The sequence below is a fragment of the Nonomuraea sp. 3N208 genome (assembly GCF_052245935.1).
Lineage (GTDB): Bacteria > Actinomycetota > Actinomycetes > Streptosporangiales > Streptosporangiaceae > Nonomuraea.
The window spans coordinates 69794-84696 of sequence record NZ_JBQQBR010000035.1 but is presented as its reverse complement, the minus strand read 5'-3'; the positions used below and the strand labels follow the sequence as shown (position 1 = coordinate 84696).

The window sequence follows — 14903 nt, the reverse complement described above, 5'->3', positions numbered from 1 at the left end:
CGAGGCGGGGCCTGCCGTTCTTGCGTCTCTTACTTGACCGTGACGCTCTTGATCACGATCGGCGTCTTGGGGGCGGTGGAGCCGCCGTCGCCGGTGACGTCGTCCGGGTTGACGGTGACCCCGTTCTCGGCCACCTTCTCGATGATCTCCAGGCCGGACTTCACCACGCCCAGCACCGAGTACTGCGGCTCGATCTGCGCGTTCTCGTCCGACAGCGAGATGGCGAACTGGCTGCTGTTCTGCCCGGCCGCGTCCTGCGGTTGGGTCAGGAACACCACGCCCCGGCCGTACGGCATCACGCCCACGGCCTCGTCGCCGTACACGTAACCCGCGGTGCCCTGGCCGTCCGTCGGGTTCTTGCCGTCGGCCTTGGCCAGCGGGTCGCCGCACTGCAGCAGGAACAGGCCGGCCGTCTCCGGCGTCACCAGGCGGTGGCACTTGGTGTTGTCGTAGAAGTGCTTCTTCGCCAGGAAGGCCATGGAGTTCACCGAGCACGGGGTGGCGTTCGCGTCCACCTCGATGACGACGTCACCGTGGTTGGTGCTGACCGTCATCGTCTTGAGCTTCAGGTTGGGCTTCTTGCCCGGCAGCCCCACGAACTTGTTCGGAACCGTGTCATCCCGCTTGTACGTGCAGGTCACCGAGCCCGCCTTCTTCGGCGGCGCGGTGCTCGGGAGCTCCGTCGGGAGGAGGGAGGAGGCGGAGGCCGAAGGCGTGCTCGCCGCCGAGGCCGTCTCGCCGCCGTCCGTGCTGGCCAACGTGGTCGCGGCGAAGATGCCGCCCGCCACCACTACCACGGCCACGCCCGCGCCGATGAAGGTGTTCCGCCTCGCACGGGAGGACTGCTCGGCCGCTTGAGCTCCGGTGCGCTGCTTCTGCCGCTCCTTGTGCTCCCGCGCCAGCTCGCTCTTGCGGTCGTCGTCGCCGCTCACCGCTTGTCTCCTTCATTTTTGCCGTCACATGACCAAACAACTCCGCGCATGCTACCGGCCTCCGATATGTGCCGGACGTAAGTGGCGAAAGCCGTGATGTGCGACTTGTGAGGTCGCGAACCATATGGTGCTCGCATTCGTAGTTGAAATGAGCACTAAGGAGCCCCCATGTTCGACCAGATCCTGGGCCTCCCGGCCCATCCCCTGATCATCCACTTCGCCGTCGTGCTGACCCCGCTGTTCGTCGTCGTGGCGGCCGTCTATGCGCTGCTGCCGCGCTGGCGGCCGTACGTGGCCTGGGCCGTCGTCCTGCTCTCCCTGGCGGCGCCCGCGGCCGTCTACGCGGCCAGGGAAAGCGGCGAGAGCCTCAAGGCGGCCCGCTTCGCCACCGCCGACGGCGAGGTGGGCGCCCGCATCTCCACCCACCAGGGCTTCGCCAACCCCCTGCTGCTGTCGGTGCTCGGGCTCGCCGCCGCCGCTCTGCTGCTGGTGTACGCCACCCGGCCGTCCCGCGACTCCGTGGGCCACGATCGGTTCGGCCGCGCCGTGACGCTGATCCTGTCGGGCCTGACGCTGGCGCTGGCCGCGGTGGCCGGCTACTACGTCTTCCAGGCCGGCGACTCCGGAGCGAGAGCCGTGTGGGGAGTGTAATCTCGCGTTGTGGAGAGCTTGTTCGATTCGGCGGCTGAGGAGGCCACCCCGCAGCCCCTTGCGGTGCGCATGCGCCCGCGCACGCTCGACGAGGTGATCGGCCAGCGGCACCTGCTCGGCCAGGGCACACCGCTGCGGCGCCTGGTCGAGAGCGAGGCTCCCATGTCGCTGTTCCTGTGGGGGCCGCCGGGCACCGGCAAGACCACGCTCGCCTACGTCGTCTCCAACGTCACCAAGCGCCGCTTCGTCGAGGTCTCGGCCGTGTCCGCCGGCGTCAAGGACGTGCGTGCCGCCATCGACAACGCCCGGCGCGAGCTGGGCATGACCGGGCGGCAGACCGTGCTGTTCGTGGACGAGGTGCACCGCTTCAACAAGGCACAGCAGGACGCCCTGCTGCCCGCCGTGGAGAACCGCTGGGTCACGTTCATCGGGGCGACCACCGAAAACCCGTTCTTCTCGGTCATCTCGCCGCTGTTGTCGCGCTCGCTGCTGCTGACGCTGGAGTCCCTGTCCGAGGACGACATCCGCGCGGTGCTGGAGCGGGCCGTCGCCGACCCGCGCGGCCTGGACGGCCGTGGCACCCTCGCGCCCGAGGCTCTGGAGCATCTCGTGCGCCTCGCGGGAGGGGACGCGCGCCGGTCCCTGACGTACCTGGAGGCGGCGGCGCTGCTGGCCGACGACATCACGGTCGAGGTCGTGGAGAAGGCCGTCGACAAGGCCGCCGTCCGCTACGACCGGCAGGGCGACCAGCACTACGACGTGATCAGCGCGTTCATCAAGTCGATGCGCGGCTCTGACGCCGACGCCGCGCTCCACTACCTGGCCCGCATGATCGAAGCGGGCGAGGACCCGCGCTTCATCGCCCGGCGCATCGTCATCTTCGCCTCCGAGGACGTCGGCATGGCCGACCCCACCTGCCTGCAGACGGCCGTCGCCGCCGCCCAGGCAGTGCAGCTCATCGGCCTGCCCGAGGGGCAGATCAACCTGGCGCACGCCGTCATCCACTGCGCCCTGGCCCCCAAGTCCAACGCGGTCGTCAACGCCATCGGGGCGGCGATCGGCGACGTGCGCCGCGGACTGATCGGCCAGGTGCCCGGCCACCTGCGCGACGCCCACTATCCGGGGGCCGCCAAGCTCGGCCATGGCGAGGGCTACAAATACCCGCACGACTTCGAGCACGGGCTCGTACGCCAGGACTACGCACCCGAGCAGGTCCGCGACCGCCGCTACTACGAGCCGACCCGGCACGGCGCCGAAGGCCCGGTCGCCGACCGCTGGGCCAAGATCCGCGACTTCCTGCGCGCAAGGCCGGACACGTAGGTGAAAGCCGTACTAAACGGCTGTTCACGGGGAATCACAATCGTGTGAAGGCGACCGTTACCCCCGGCGGCGGCCTGTTCGGCCCCTCATCGATCACCTGGCGCATCCACACCGAGGCCCTCGGCTGGCCGGCGGTGCTGCGCGCCTTCCAACTGCAGGCCCTGCATCCCCGCACCATCCGCGGCATCGCCCAGAACTGTCTGCTCGACGATCCCGAGGTGGCCCGCGCCCGGCTGCGGCGGCAGCTCGCCTATCTCACCGTGCGCACGTTCGGCACCCGCGAGCAGGCCGAGCAGGCGGCCGAGCGGGTGCGCCGCGTACACGCCCGCCTCATCGGCCTCGACACCGACACCGGCACCCTGTTCCGGGTGGACGACGAGGAGAATCTGCGGTGGGTCCACTGCGCGGAGACCTCCTCGCACCTGGAGGTGGCCCTGCGCGCCGGCGTGCCGCTCACCGGCGCGGAAGCCGACGGCTACGTGGCCGAGCAGCGGCGCAGCGCGACCCTCGTGGGGCTGCGCGACGTGCCGGGCGACGTGGCGGAGCTCCGCGACTACCTCGACGGCATGCGCCCGTACCTGTCGGCCACCGACGCGGCGCGCGACGCGCTGCGCCGCAGCGTCAGCCCCCAGCTGTCGTTGCGCCTGGCGCTCCTGACGCCGCCGCTCGCGCTCGGCTCGCTGCCCGCCGCCGGAGCGCTCGCCTTCGCCACGCTGCCCGCCTGGGCCAAGGAGATGTACGGCCGCCACGGGGGCAAGGCCGCCGAGTACGCGGCCGGCACGGCGCTCAGGGCGTTGCGCGCGGCGGCCGCGGCCCTGCCGGAACGACTGGTCGCGCCTGAGATCAGGGCGGCCCGCGGCCTCATGCGGGCGCTCGAGCACGCGCCGGGAGCGGACGTGGCGGCCTGACCCGGCTCGTCGTCCTCACAAATGTTGTCGCTCGGACGCGATAGGGTCGTGCCGTTCCGGCCCAGCGTACGAGGGAGATGTGCGGGATGCTTACCGCTGGAGAGGTCGCCGGGCTGATCGCAGCCACGGGCTGGATCGTCCTGGTCTGCGTTCTCGTCATGGTGCTCGTCAAGCTAGCCAGGCTGCTCACGGAGACCACCAAAGCGGTCTCCGACCTCAACAACCGCCTCACGCCGCTGCTCGACGACCTGAGCGTCACGGTCAACGAGACCAACAGGCAGCTGATCGCCGTCGAGGCCATCGCCAGGGACGTCAAGCAGGTCAGCGGCCACGCGGCCAAGCTCAGCGCGGTGACGCAGACGGTCTTCACGGGGCCGCTGATCAAGGTGTCGTCGCTGACGTACGGTGTGCGGCGTGCCATCGAGGCCAGGCGGCCGCGCAGAGCCGTGCCGAGGCGGACACGATGATCAGAAGGTTGTTCTACCTGTCGCTCGGAGCGTTCCTCGCCTTCTGGGTGATGCGCAGGCTGCAGGCGCTCCACCCCAACCACGTCATCCACAGGACGGCTGACGGTGCGGCAGGCATGCTCCGGCAGGTGAGAGACTTTACCTCTGACGCGCTCGACGAGGCAGCCGAGCGCGAAACCGAGTTGCGGGCACGCTTCGGGCTCGACAACGCTGATGATGACAACTGACTAACGCAAAGGATGGCCACCATGGAGTCGGCAGAGATCGCCCGCCGCTTCCTGCGCTTCTTCGAGGAGCGTGGGCACAAGATAGTGCCCTCGGCCAGCCTGATCGCTGAGGACCCGACGCTTCTCCTGGTCAATGCGGGTATGGTGCCGTTCAAGCCGTACTTCCTGGGGCAGCGCAAGCCTCCGGCGTCACGGCTGGCCACCGCGCAGAAGTGCGTGCGCACCCCCGACATCGACGAGGTCGGCAAGACCACCCGGCACGCCACGTTCTTCCAGATGCTGGGCAACTTCTCCATCGGCGATTACTTCAAGGCCGAAGTGATCCCGTTCGCGTGGGAGCTGCTCACCAGGTCCGAGTCCGACGGCGGCTTCGGCTTCCCCGAGGACAAACTGTGGGCGACGGTCTACCTCGAGGACGACGAGGCCTACGACATCTGGCGCAACAAGGTCGGCCTGCCCGACCACCGCATCCAGCGTCGCGACCTGGAGGACAACTACTGGCACATGGGCGTGCCAGGGCCCGGCGGCCCTTGCTCGGAGATCTACTACGACCGCGGCGCCGAATACGGCAAGGAAGGCGGCCCGGTCGCCGACGAGGACCGCTACCTCGAGGTGTGGAACCTCGTCTTCATGCAATACCAGCTCAGCCAGGTCCGCACCAAGATCGACTTCGATGTGGCCGGCGAGCTGCCGAGCAAGAACATCGACACCGGCATGGGCCTGGAGCGCATGGCGGCGATCCTGCAGGGCGTCGACAACATCTACGAGATCGACACCACCTACAAGATCCTCGACAAGGCGGCCGAGCTCACCAAGACCCGCTACGGCCGCGACCACCGCTCCGACGTCAGCCTGCGGGTGATCGCCGACCACGTCCGCACCGGCACCATGCTGGTGGCCGACGGCGTCATGCCCGGCAACGAGGGCCGCGGCTACGTGCTGCGCCGCATCCTGCGCCGTTCGGTGCGCAACCTGCGCCTGCTCGGCTCCGGCGACGAGCGCTACATGCACGAGCTCACCGACGTCGCGATCAATGTGATGGGCGAGCAATACCCCGAGCTCAAGGCCGACGCGCCGCAGATCCACGGCGTCATCGACGCCGAGGAGGCGTCCTTCCTGGGCACGCTCCGCACCGGCACCGCGATCTTCGACGTGGCCGTCGAGGAGACCAAGCGCAAGTCCGGCACCACGCTCTCCGGCGCCCAGGCGTTCCAGCTGCACGACACCTACGGCTTCCCGATCGACCTGACGCTGGAGATGGCGTCCGAGCAGGGGCTCAAGGTCGACGAGGATGGCTTCCGCCGGCTCATGAAGGAGCAGCGGCAGCGGGCGAAGGCCGACGCCGCGGCGAAGAAGACCGGTAACGCCGACATCTCCGTCTTCGGGCATCTGCTGGAGGCGGCGGGCAAGGTCGAGTTCCTCGGCTACGACCAGACCGAGGCCGACACCAGTGTGGCGGGCATCCTCGTCGACGGCGTGTCCGTCCCGGCGGCGGGTGCGGGCACGACCGTGGAGGTCGTGCTCGTGCGCACCCCGTTCTACGCCGAGGGCGGCGGCCAGCTCGCCGACCAGGGCGTGATCCGCACCAGCGGCGCGGAAGTCGAGATCGTCGACGTGCAGTCCCCGCTGCCCGGCCTCGTCGTGCACCGCGGCAAGGTCCGCAGCGGCGAGCTGAGGGTCGGGGACGAGGCGCAGGCGGAGATCGACATCGAGCGCCGCCGCGCGATCTCCCGTAGCCACAGCGCGACCCACCTGGTCCATCGCGGCTTCAAGAACGCCCTGGGCGAGACCGCGGCGCAGGCGGGCTCGGAAAACTCGCCCGGCCGCTTCCGCTTCGACTTCACCGCATCGGGCGCGGTCCCGGCCAGTGTGCTGCGTGACGTCGAGGACGAGGTCAACGCGGTGCTCATCAACGACCTCAAGGTCAACGCCTTCTACACCTCGCAGGCGGAGGCCAGGGCGATGGGCGCGCTGGCGATGTTCGGCGAGAAGTACGGCGACGAGGTCCGCGTGGTCGAGATCGGCGACTACTCGCGCGAGCTGTGCGGTGGCACCCACGTGCACAGCTCCGGCCAGCTCGGCCTGGTCAAGGTCCTGGGCGAGCAGTCGGTCGGCGCGGGCGTGCGGCGTGTCGAGGCGCTCGTCGGCATCGACGCGTTCCGGTTCCTGGCGCGCGAGAGCGTGCTGGTCAACCAGCTCACCGAGCAGCTCAAGGCGCGCCGCGAGGAGTTGCCCGAGCGTATCGACGGCATCGTCACCCGGCTGCGCACGGCCGAGAAGGAGCTGGAGAGGCTCCGCTCGGCGCAGGTGCTCCAGGTGGCCGGAGATCTGGTGGCCCAGGCGCGTGACCTGCGGGGCGTCTCCGTCGTGACACACCGCGCGCCTGATGGCACCAGCCCCGATGACCTGCGTAAGCTCGCGCTTGATGTGCGTGGCAGGTTCCCGGCCGACCGGCCGGCGGTCATGGTGATCGTCGGTGTCCCCTCCGACCGGCCCGTGGTGGTTGCCACGGTCAATGAGGCGGGGCGCGAGCGGGGGCTCAAGGCCGGACAGCTGGTCGGCGTCGCCGCCAAGGCGCTTGGGGGTGGCGGTGGCGGCAAGGACGATGTCGCGCAAGGCGGTGGCACACGACCGGAGGCGATCGGCGACGCACTGCGCCTGGTTGAGGAGGCCATCGCGGGGCAGCTCGGCTGACATGAGGTTCGGTTCACGGATCGGCGTGGACGTCGGCTCCGTACGCGTTGGCGTGGCCCGCAGCGACCCTTCGGGGCTGCTGGCCACGCCGGTCGAGACCGTCAAGCGGGGCAAAGGCGACCTCGACCGCATCGCCGCGATCGTCGCCGACCACGACGCGATCGAGGTCGTGGTGGGGCTGCCCACCTCGATGTCGGGGCGCGAGGGGCAGGCGGCCATACTGGCCCGCCAGTTCGCCACCGACCTCGCCGCCCGGCTCGCGCCCACGCCCGTACGGCTGTTCGACGAGCGGCTGACCACGGTGGCCGCCCAGCAGGGGCTGCGGGCCAGCGGCGTGAAGGCCAAGAAACAGCGTGGTGTCGTCGATCAGGCGGCGGCGGTCGTGCTGCTGCAGGACGCGCTCGACTCCGAACGCGCCACGGAACGACCACCAGGCAGGCCTGTCGCACCGCCCCCGGCGGACGACGGGCCTGCCCGATGAGCGGGCGACTCACGGGGCAGGCCGGCACGGCGGCGAGGGCGGGGGACCGGTCGGCCATGCCATTGGCGGACGGTTGGTCTACGGCCCGCGCGACTGCCGTGCTGGTAGGGGGCCGCTCCGGGGGCCGTGCGAGTGCGGCGTTGGTGGAAGGACCTTCCTGGAGGCGTGGGCGCGTGGCCGCGGGCCGCACGGGCCAGGCGCTTGGCGGGGTGGTCGCATGAGCGGCGGCGGCACCCCGAACGACCCTCGCGAGGAGGAGCAGGGCGACGTCGCGGACGTGATCCCGTTCCTAGCCGACGACGGCCTGCCCGAAGAGGCGGGGCCGCAGGGCGGCGAGCAGCCCAAGGACGAGCCCAAGGACGAGCCCAAGGATGACGCCGAGGCGGGCGTCGTCCCGCTGACCGCTCCCCGCAAACAGGCCGTGCGCAAGGCCGGGCTGGTCGCCGCCGGTCTGATCGCGGTCCTGGTGGCGCTGGGGATTGGGGCGTTGGCGGTGTTCAAGCCGTACCTCAGCCCCGACGACTTCGAAGGGACCGGCAGCGGTACGGTGACCGTTCGGATCGCGCCCGGCTCCAGCGCGGAGGCCATCGGCTCGGCGCTGGCCGAGGCCGGGGTAGTGGCGAGCACGCAGTCGTTCGTCCGCGCGACGGAGGACCGCGCGGTGGCCGACCGGCTGCGGCCCGGGCACTACCGCCTGCGCAAGGGCATGGCCGCGGGCGCCGCGCTCGACCTGCTGCTCAGCCCCGCGTCCAGGGTGGTGCGGCGGGTCACCCTACCCGAGGGCATGCGGGTGAGCGAGGTGCTGACCCGCCTCGCCCGCCAGGCAGGGCTGCCGCTCAAGGAGCTGCAGAGCGTCGACAAGGCCCTGGTCGGCCTGCCGAAGTACGCGCCCGGGCTCGAAGGGTTCCTGTTCCCCGCCACGTACGAGATCGAGCCGGGCGACACGGCCGTGGACGTGCTCGCCGCGATGGTGGAGCGCTTCGGCGTCGCGGCCAGGAAGGTACGGCTTGCCGAGCAGGCGGCGCACGTACACCTGACGCCGCTGGAAGCCGTCACGGTGGCCAGCCTGATCCAGGCGGAGGGCGGCACCGACGAGGACTATCCCAAGATCTCCCGAGTGATCTACAACCGCCTCGCGAAGGGCACGCCGCTCGAGATCGACAGCACCGTCCTGTACGCGCAGAACCGGCGAACACTGAGAGTCACGGAGCGCGACACCAAGGTGGACTCCCCCTACAACACCTATCGCCACAAAGGACTGCCGCCGGGGCCCATCGCCAATCCCGGGGAGAAGGCGCTGATGGCGGCGCTGCACCCGGCCAAGGGCGATTGGCACTGGTTTGTAACGACGGATCCGGCGCATAGAATCACCAAATTCACCAACAAAGAGAGCGAGTTCGTGAGATACCGGGAAGAGTTGAACAAGAACCTCGGGGCGAGCTGATGTCCGACGGAACCGCCTCCGTCTCCTCGCAAAAGCCTCAAAACGGGGCATGCATCCTCTTCCCGTCCCTTAGCATGGCTACCCAGAGTGACCCCCGCCGGTCATGGAAGTATGTCCGGCGGCTCCCCCAGTTCCACTCGGTAACCCCTGCCGGTTGGGCACTTCCGCTTGACTCCTGGCCGGCCGTACCGGGAGATTGGCCTGCGAACCTATGAACGATCTCGATCTGAACACGCTGCTCGGCGCCGAGGACGACGAAGGTCAGCCCCGGCGTCGTTCCCGGGGCGCCGGTAAACGCGGCAACGGCCGCCGGCGGCGCAGGCGCCGCAACCGGGGCGGATTCATAGCACCGCTGCTCGCCTTCGTCGTGCTGGCGGGCATCCTCGGCGGCGGTGGATACTACGGCTACCTCTGGCTCAGCGACGCCCTCGTACCCGACGACTTCACCGGCCAGGGCACCGGCGAGGTCGTCATCGAGATCAAGGACGGGCAGAGCGCCGGGGAAGTGGCCGAGGAGCTGGAGCGGCAGGGGGTCGTAGCCAGCGCCAGGGCTTTCACCAACGCCATCGGCAACGCCGGCATGAGCGACAAGCTGCAGCCGGGGTCGTACAAGCTGCGTAAGGGGATGTCGGCGGCCAGCGCCGTGACGATGCTCGTCCCGGAGAACCGGCTGCTCGCCAGGGTGACGATTCCGGAGGGCCGGCGTCTCTCGGACACCCTGACCCTGCTCGCCAAGGCGACCGACAAGCCGGTCAAGGAGTTCACCGCCGCGGCCAAGGACGCCGGTGACCTGGATCTGCCCTCCTATGCCAAGGGCAAGCTGGAGGGGTACGCCTTCCCGGCCACGTACGACTTCCAGCCCAAGACCACCCCGGCGCAGATGCTGGCGCAGATGGTCAAGAGGTTCAACCAGACGGCCGAGCAGGTGGACCTCGAAGGCGGTGCCAAGGCGCTCGGCCACACGCCGCACGAGATCGTCGTCATCGCGAGCATCATCCAGGCTGAGGCCGGCCGGACGGAGGACATGCCGAAGATCGCCCGTGTCATCTACAACCGGCTCGAGCGCAAGCCGCAGATGAAGCTGGAGATGGACAGCACGGTCATGTACGCGCTCGGAAAGTACGGCACGGCCGCCACCTTTCCCGAGACGAAGGTCAAGCACCCCTACAACACCTACCGGAACCCGGGCCTTCCGCCCGGCGCGATCGTGAACCCCGGCGATCACGCCATCGAGGCTGCGCTGAACCCGGCGAAGGGGGACTGGCTCTGGTTCGTCGCCACTGATCCCAAGAGCAATGTCACCAAGTTCGCCTCAACGGAGGCTCAGCGCCAGGCGCTTCTCGCCGAATACGAGAAGAACGGCGGCTGATCGGCCGTCCGTGAGGACGGCGACTTGGCTTGCGACTCGTGCTCGGCCCGTACACCGCACGCCGCTCATCCGCCTACGTGGGTGAGCGGCAGACGGGCCTCGGCACGTGCGCCGGAAGGCGACCTGCGGCTTACTGGAGTAGCGCACGCGTGCGCGTTTCGGCCACTGGCCCCGCCGGCAAGGGCTGGGCAATGGGAGCCGCCTGTGTTGCCGATCAAAGCGCGCGGTTGCCGGTCAGCGTCGGTGAGCTGGTCAGCGCCCGTGCGGGGAGTCGGTCGGGGGTGTGGCGGCGTTGGCGAGGCGCTGGGGGAGTTGGCGATAAGGTCGTCGTGTTCGTTGGGAAGGAGTGCGGATGCGAGCCGCCGTGTTGGGATCGCCCATCGCCCATTCGCTCTCGCCCTACCTGCACCGGGCCGCCTACCAGGCGATGGGCCTCGACGGGTGGAGCTACGAGGCGTTCGAATGCGACGAGGCGCGGCTGCCGGGCCTGCTGCAGGAGCTGGTGCCCGTGCGCGGGCCGGGTCAGGAGGGCGATGATGCCTGGGCGGGGTTGTCGCTGACCATGCCGCTCAAGCGGGCCGTGCTACCGCTGCTGGACACCGTCTCCGAGCTGGCCGTCGAGGTCGGCGGGGCCAACACGGTGGTGTTCAGCGACGGGCTGCGGCACGGCGACAACACCGACGTCTACGGCATCGAGCAGGCGCTGGCCGAGGCCGGGGTGCCCGCGCCTCGGTCGGCCACCGTGCTGGGCGGAGGGGCCACGGCGGCCTCCGCGCTGGCGGCCCTGCGCAACCTCGGGCTGTTCTCGGCGACCCTGCTCGTACGCGACCCCGCCCGGGCCGGGGATACGGTCGAGGTGGCCGAGCGGCTGGGCGTGGCGCTGGGGGTGGAGACGTTCGACAAGCTCGACGCGCTCACCCGGGTGGACCTGGTGGTGTCCACCCTGCCGGGCGGCGCGGCCGACGTCTTCGCCGACCGGCTGGCCCAGGTCCCCGCGCTCTTCGACGTGGTCTACTCACCCTGGCCGACCAGCGCGGCGACGGCCGTGCAGGCGGCGGGAGGCACTGTGGTCGGCGGGTTCGCGATGTTGCTGCACCAGGCGGTGCGGCAGGTGGAGTTGATGACCGGCCGGACGGATGTGCCGGTGGAGGCGATGCGTGCGGCCGGTGAAGCGGAGATCCTCAGGCGGGCGGCCAGTCGAACGGATTGATCGTTTTCACGCCGAGCCCGCCGAAGTCCTTTACGTTGCGGGTCACGAGGATCCAGTCGTGCGTGCGTGCGGTGGCGGCGATCAGGCCGTCGACGATCGGGAGCGGCCGTATGGCGTGCAGCCGCCCCCATTCCTCGGCCACGGCGGTGGTGACCGGCAGGATCCGGGTCTTGAACTCGCGCTGGAGACGAGCCAGCCAGCTGTCGTAGCCGCCTGCTCGTGCCGGATCGCGGTGCCGCAGCAGCTCGACGCCCTTGCGGATCTCGCCGAACACCATGACGCTCACGTAGAGGCCCGGCCCGTTGATGGTGTCGAGCCACGCCTGCACGTTGGCGTCCCTGGTGCGCTTGGTCATCTCCGACACGACGTTGGTGTCGAGGATGTAGCTCATTCGATGCCCTCGAAGTCGATGTCCCGCATCTCGGTGCTCTTGTCTCGAGCGAGGTCCAGGTCGCTCAGGTCAGGACCGGAGAGCAGAAACTCCTTGAAGTCCGGCTTCGGCTCCTGGCTCTTGAGCTGGCGGTATTCCTCCATGTCGAGGATCACCGCCACGTCGCGCCCGTGCCGCATGACGATCTGCGGCCCCTCGTCATGTGCTCTGCGGACGACCTCGCTGAACCGCTGCTTGGCCTCCTGCAGCTGCCATTTGGCCGCTTCGAGCTGTTCTCCTGGCATTTGATCCTATTCTGACTATTTTCCTGGACAGAATCCTAGAGGAAGACGTCTGGCCTGCGGGGAAGATTCGAGGAAGCTCTGTGGTTGTGGTAATGTAGCTCTCTGATCGGTCCGGCATGCATTGCTGGACGCGCAAGCGGAGGTCTCCCTCCCACCCGAGTCGCCGAAAGGTGGCCGGGTCAAGGATCACGCCGGACTACTCCGGGGAGCTCGAGGCCACGAAAGCCACAGAGCTCAGTGGCCCCGCATGCGCGACGTGCGGGGTTTTTCGCGTTAGGGAGCGCGGAAGGCCCTTGGCACGACGAGCACGTAGGGATCGCAAACCTAGGAGGCCCCATCAGCACTGAGCCCCGCATCAACGAGCGTATCCGAGTTCCCGAGGTTCGCCTCGTGGGCCCGAACGGCGAGCAGGTAGGCATCGTCTCGATTCACGATGCCCTGAAGCTCGCCCAAGAGGCCGACCTCGACCTCGTCGAGGTCGCGGCCACGGCTCGACCGCCCGTGTGCAAGCTCATGGACTACGGCAAGTTCAAGTACGAGTCCGCGATGAAGGCGCGCGAGGCGCGCAAGAATCAGGCGCACACGATCATCAAGGAGATCAAGCTCCGGCCGAAGATCGACCCGCACGACTACGAGACCAAGAAGGGTCACGTGGTGCGGTTCCTCAAGGCGGGAGACAAGGTCAAAGTCACGATCATGTTCCGTGGACGTGAGCAGTCCCGGCCGGAGCTCGGTTTCCGGCTGCTGCAGCGCCTCGCGGACGACGTCCAGGAGCTCGGCTTCGTGGAGTCCCACGCCAAGCAGGACGGCCGTAACATGATCATGGTGATCGGTCCGCACAAGAAGAAGGCCGAGGCCAAGGCCGAAAAGGCCGCAGCCAAGGCACAGCGTGGCAGCGAGGACGCTTCCGTACAGGAAGGATGACCCCCGGTTGGGGTTAGCCTTACAAAGCACCCCAATTGAGCCACCGGCAGACGAAAGACGCCGCGACCGGGTCGGCCAGCACCGGCCCGGCCACAGGCACGACCGAAACGAGGAGAGACGGCGACATGCCGAAGATGAAGACGCACAGTGGTGCGAAGAAGCGGTTCCGGCTCACCGGCACCGGCAAGATCAAGCGTCGCCGTGCCAATCGCGCCCACTACAACGAGTGGAAGTCGTCCACGCTGACGCGCCGTCTCAAGAATGAAGTCGTCCTTTCCGACGCCGATTCCAAGAAGATCAAGAAGCTGCTCGCCAAGTAGCGCGAACTTTCCCCGGGGAGAAGAAACATGGCACGCGTGAAGCGGGCGCTCAACGCCAAGAAGAAGCGCAAGGTCGTCCTCGAACGGGCTACCGGTTACCGTGGCCAGCGGTCGCGGCTGTACCGCAAGGCCAAGGAGCAGATGCTCCACTCGATGACGTACGCCTACCGGGACCGTAAGGACCGCAAGGGCGCGTTCCGCCGTCTCTGGATCCAGCGGATCAACGCCGCGGCCCGCCAGAACGGCATGACGTACAACCGCCTGATCCAGGGCCTGCGCCTGGCCAACATCGAGGTCGACCGCAAGATCCTCGCCGATCTCGCAGTGAACGACATCCAGACCTTTGCCACGCTCGTCGAGGCCGCCAAGAAGGCGCTCCCGGCGAACGTGAACGCTCCGGCCGCGAGCTGAAGCACCACTGAGGGGCCCACCGGCTGACGGTGGGCCCTTTGCCGTATCCACAGGGGGAGAGCATGGCCGGGTCCGAGCTGACCAACGTGAAGTCGCCGCGGGTGAAGGCCGCCAGGCGCCTCACCAAGCGAGCCTTCCGGGAGCAGGACCGCAAGTTCCTGGCCGAGGGCCCCCAGGCGGTACGCGAGGCGCTGCGGCTCGACGGAGTCACCCAGGAGCTGTTCAGCACGGCCGAGGCCGAACTGCGCCACCCCGAGCTGATCACCGAAGCGACGCTCAAGGGCGTGCCCGTGCACCGGGCCAGCGGCGAGGTGATGGCTGAGCTGTCACAGACCGTGACACCGCAGGGGCTGCTGGCGGTCTGCAAGCTCGTGCACGTCCCTTTGGACGAGGCGCTGGAGGAGCCGCCGCGCCTGGTGGCGGTGCTCGCGCACGTACGAGACCCGGGCAACGCCGGCACTGTCATGCGGGTGGCCGACGCCGCCGGCGCGGACGCGGTGGTTTTCACCGACGCCTCCGTGGATCCGTATAACGGCAAGTGCGTGCGCGCCAGCGCCGGCAGCATTTTTCATTTGCCCGTCGTCATAGGTGCACCTGTTGGCGCCACGGTGCGTCAACTGAAGGAGCGAGGCTTGCGGGTGCTGGCGGCCGACGGCGCGGGCAAGCACACGCTCGACGACGTCGACCTGTCGGGTCCCACCGCGTGGATCTTCGGCAACGAGGCCTGGGGACTGCCGGAGGAGATACTGGCCGAAGCGGATGATGTGGTCAGAGTGCCCATCTACGGACAGGCTGAAAGTCTCAACCTGGCCACCGCGGCGGCGGTATGCCTTTACTCCTCCGCTAGGGCTCAGCGAGTGTCCTAGGCGG

General features: G+C 68.9%; 17 protein-coding genes. 14 read left to right on the top strand and 3 right to left on the bottom strand.

All coding sequences use genetic code 11. The annotated features are described in order from the left end of the window. Window positions 1-29: 29 nt before the first annotated feature. Window positions 30-932, bottom strand: coding sequence for a peptidylprolyl isomerase (locus tag ACTWPT_RS41715; protein WP_443183062.1), 903 nt, complete (start codon window positions 930-932; stop codon window positions 30-32). 168 nt (window positions 933-1100) lie between these two features. Between ACTWPT_RS41715 and ACTWPT_RS41710 the strand changes: the two genes are divergently transcribed. The 10 genes from ACTWPT_RS41710 (at window position 1101) to ACTWPT_RS41665 (ending at window position 11703) form a co-directional block, all read left to right on the top strand. Then, window positions 1101-1583 (top strand): DUF2231 domain-containing protein, encoded by a 483-nt coding sequence (locus ACTWPT_RS41710; protein WP_443183061.1) that lies wholly within the window; start codon window positions 1101-1103, stop codon window positions 1581-1583. A gap of 9 nt (window positions 1584-1592) precedes the next feature. Further along, complete coding sequence (locus tag ACTWPT_RS41705; RefSeq protein WP_443183060.1) at window positions 1593-2903, top strand: replication-associated recombination protein A; 1311 nt, start codon at window positions 1593-1595, stop codon at window positions 2901-2903. A 44-nt stretch (window positions 2904-2947) separates the two neighbouring features. Further along, on the top strand, window positions 2948-3811 hold the full coding sequence (locus tag ACTWPT_RS41700; protein ID WP_443183059.1) for an oxygenase MpaB family protein: 864 nt from the start codon (window positions 2948-2950) through the stop codon (window positions 3809-3811). An 86-nt stretch (window positions 3812-3897) separates the two neighbouring features. After that, window positions 3898-4278, top strand: coding sequence for a DUF948 domain-containing protein (locus ACTWPT_RS41695; RefSeq protein WP_443183058.1), 381 nt, complete (start codon window positions 3898-3900; stop codon window positions 4276-4278). An 8-nt stretch (window positions 4279-4286) separates the two neighbouring features. Beyond that, on the top strand, window positions 4287-4505 hold the full coding sequence (locus ACTWPT_RS41690) for a hypothetical protein (protein WP_443183057.1): 219 nt from the start codon (window positions 4287-4289) through the stop codon (window positions 4503-4505). 21 nt (window positions 4506-4526) lie between these two features. Further along, window positions 4527-7199, top strand: a complete 2673-nt coding sequence (gene alaS / locus ACTWPT_RS41685) for an alanine--tRNA ligase (RefSeq protein ID WP_443183056.1) — start codon at window positions 4527-4529, stop codon at window positions 7197-7199. 1 nt (window position 7200) lies between these two features. After that, window positions 7201-7680, top strand: a complete 480-nt coding sequence (ruvX, locus tag ACTWPT_RS41680; RefSeq protein ID WP_443183055.1) for a Holliday junction resolvase RuvX — start codon at window positions 7201-7203, stop codon at window positions 7678-7680. A 217-nt stretch (window positions 7681-7897) separates the two neighbouring features. Continuing rightward, a complete protein-coding gene (mltG, locus tag ACTWPT_RS41675; RefSeq protein ID WP_443183054.1) occupies window positions 7898-9124 on the top strand; it encodes an endolytic transglycosylase MltG in 1227 nt (408 codons plus the stop codon). A gap of 211 nt (window positions 9125-9335) precedes the next feature. Further along, complete coding sequence (gene mltG, locus ACTWPT_RS41670; RefSeq protein ID WP_443183053.1) at window positions 9336-10493, top strand: endolytic transglycosylase MltG; 1158 nt, start codon at window positions 9336-9338, stop codon at window positions 10491-10493. A 352-nt stretch (window positions 10494-10845) separates the two neighbouring features. Continuing rightward, complete coding sequence (locus ACTWPT_RS41665) at window positions 10846-11703, top strand: shikimate dehydrogenase (protein WP_443183052.1); 858 nt, start codon at window positions 10846-10848, stop codon at window positions 11701-11703. Here the strand turns inward: ACTWPT_RS41665 and ACTWPT_RS41660 are convergent. After that, a complete protein-coding gene (locus tag ACTWPT_RS41660; RefSeq protein ID WP_443183051.1) occupies window positions 11675-12094 on the bottom strand; it encodes a type II toxin-antitoxin system VapC family toxin in 420 nt (139 codons plus the stop codon). The two genes, ACTWPT_RS41665 and ACTWPT_RS41660, sit on opposite strands and share 29 nt — an antisense overlap. Beyond that, the gene (locus ACTWPT_RS41655; protein WP_443183050.1) at window positions 12091-12378 is read right to left on the bottom strand and encodes a type II toxin-antitoxin system Phd/YefM family antitoxin; all 288 of its coding nucleotides are present in this window, start codon (window positions 12376-12378) and stop codon (window positions 12091-12093) included. The genes ACTWPT_RS41660 and ACTWPT_RS41655 overlap by 4 nt, the downstream gene beginning before the upstream one ends. Before the next feature lie 315 nt (window positions 12379-12693). Here ACTWPT_RS41655 and infC point away from each other — a divergent pair, with 315 nt between their 5' ends. The 4 genes from infC to ACTWPT_RS41635 all read left to right on the top strand — a co-directional run bounded on the left by infC (window position 12694) and on the right by ACTWPT_RS41635 (window position 14899). Continuing rightward, window positions 12694-13302 carry a translation initiation factor IF-3 gene (infC, locus tag ACTWPT_RS41650; protein ID WP_127934457.1) on the top strand — a complete coding sequence of 203 codons (609 nt, stop codon included), beginning with the start codon at window positions 12694-12696 and terminating at the stop codon, window positions 13300-13302. A 125-nt stretch (window positions 13303-13427) separates the two neighbouring features. After that, window positions 13428-13622, top strand: a complete 195-nt coding sequence (gene rpmI, locus ACTWPT_RS41645; protein WP_043622108.1) for a 50S ribosomal protein L35 — start codon at window positions 13428-13430, stop codon at window positions 13620-13622. Between the two features lie 27 nt (window positions 13623-13649). After that, window positions 13650-14033, top strand: coding sequence for a 50S ribosomal protein L20 (rplT, locus tag ACTWPT_RS41640; RefSeq protein ID WP_127934456.1), 384 nt, complete (start codon window positions 13650-13652; stop codon window positions 14031-14033). A gap of 62 nt (window positions 14034-14095) precedes the next feature. After that, entirely contained in the window at window positions 14096-14899 is an 804-nt protein-coding gene (locus tag ACTWPT_RS41635) for a TrmH family RNA methyltransferase (RefSeq protein ID WP_443183049.1), read from the top strand. Window positions 14900-14903 lie beyond the last annotated feature (4 nt).

Excerpts from the sequence above, each read along its gene's own strand:
- ACTWPT_RS41710 (WP_443183061.1), top strand. The coding sequence starts at position 1,101 with ATGTTCGACCAGATCCTGGGCCTCCCGGCCCATCCCCTGATCATCCAC.
- ACTWPT_RS41695 (WP_443183058.1), top strand. The coding sequence starts at position 3,898 with ATGCTTACCGCTGGAGAGGTCGCCGGGCTGATCGCAGCCACGGGCTGG.
- alaS (WP_443183056.1), top strand. The coding sequence starts at position 4,527 with ATGGAGTCGGCAGAGATCGCCCGCCGCTTCCTGCGCTTCTTCGAGGAG.
- ruvX (WP_443183055.1), top strand. The coding sequence starts at position 7,201 with ATGAGGTTCGGTTCACGGATCGGCGTGGACGTCGGCTCCGTACGCGTT.
- mltG (WP_443183054.1), top strand. The coding sequence starts at position 7,898 with ATGAGCGGCGGCGGCACCCCGAACGACCCTCGCGAGGAGGAGCAGGGC.
- mltG (WP_443183053.1), top strand. The coding sequence starts at position 9,336 with ATGAACGATCTCGATCTGAACACGCTGCTCGGCGCCGAGGACGACGAA.
- ACTWPT_RS41665 (WP_443183052.1), top strand. The coding sequence starts at position 10,846 with ATGCGAGCCGCCGTGTTGGGATCGCCCATCGCCCATTCGCTCTCGCCC.
- ACTWPT_RS41660 (WP_443183051.1), bottom strand. The coding sequence starts at position 12,094 with ATGAGCTACATCCTCGACACCAACGTCGTGTCGGAGATGACCAAGCGC.
- ACTWPT_RS41655 (WP_443183050.1), bottom strand. The coding sequence starts at position 12,378 with ATGCCAGGAGAACAGCTCGAAGCGGCCAAATGGCAGCTGCAGGAGGCC.
- rpmI (WP_043622108.1), top strand. The coding sequence starts at position 13,428 with ATGCCGAAGATGAAGACGCACAGTGGTGCGAAGAAGCGGTTCCGGCTC.
- rplT (WP_127934456.1), top strand. The coding sequence starts at position 13,650 with ATGGCACGCGTGAAGCGGGCGCTCAACGCCAAGAAGAAGCGCAAGGTC.
- ACTWPT_RS41635 (WP_443183049.1), top strand. The coding sequence starts at position 14,096 with ATGGCCGGGTCCGAGCTGACCAACGTGAAGTCGCCGCGGGTGAAGGCC.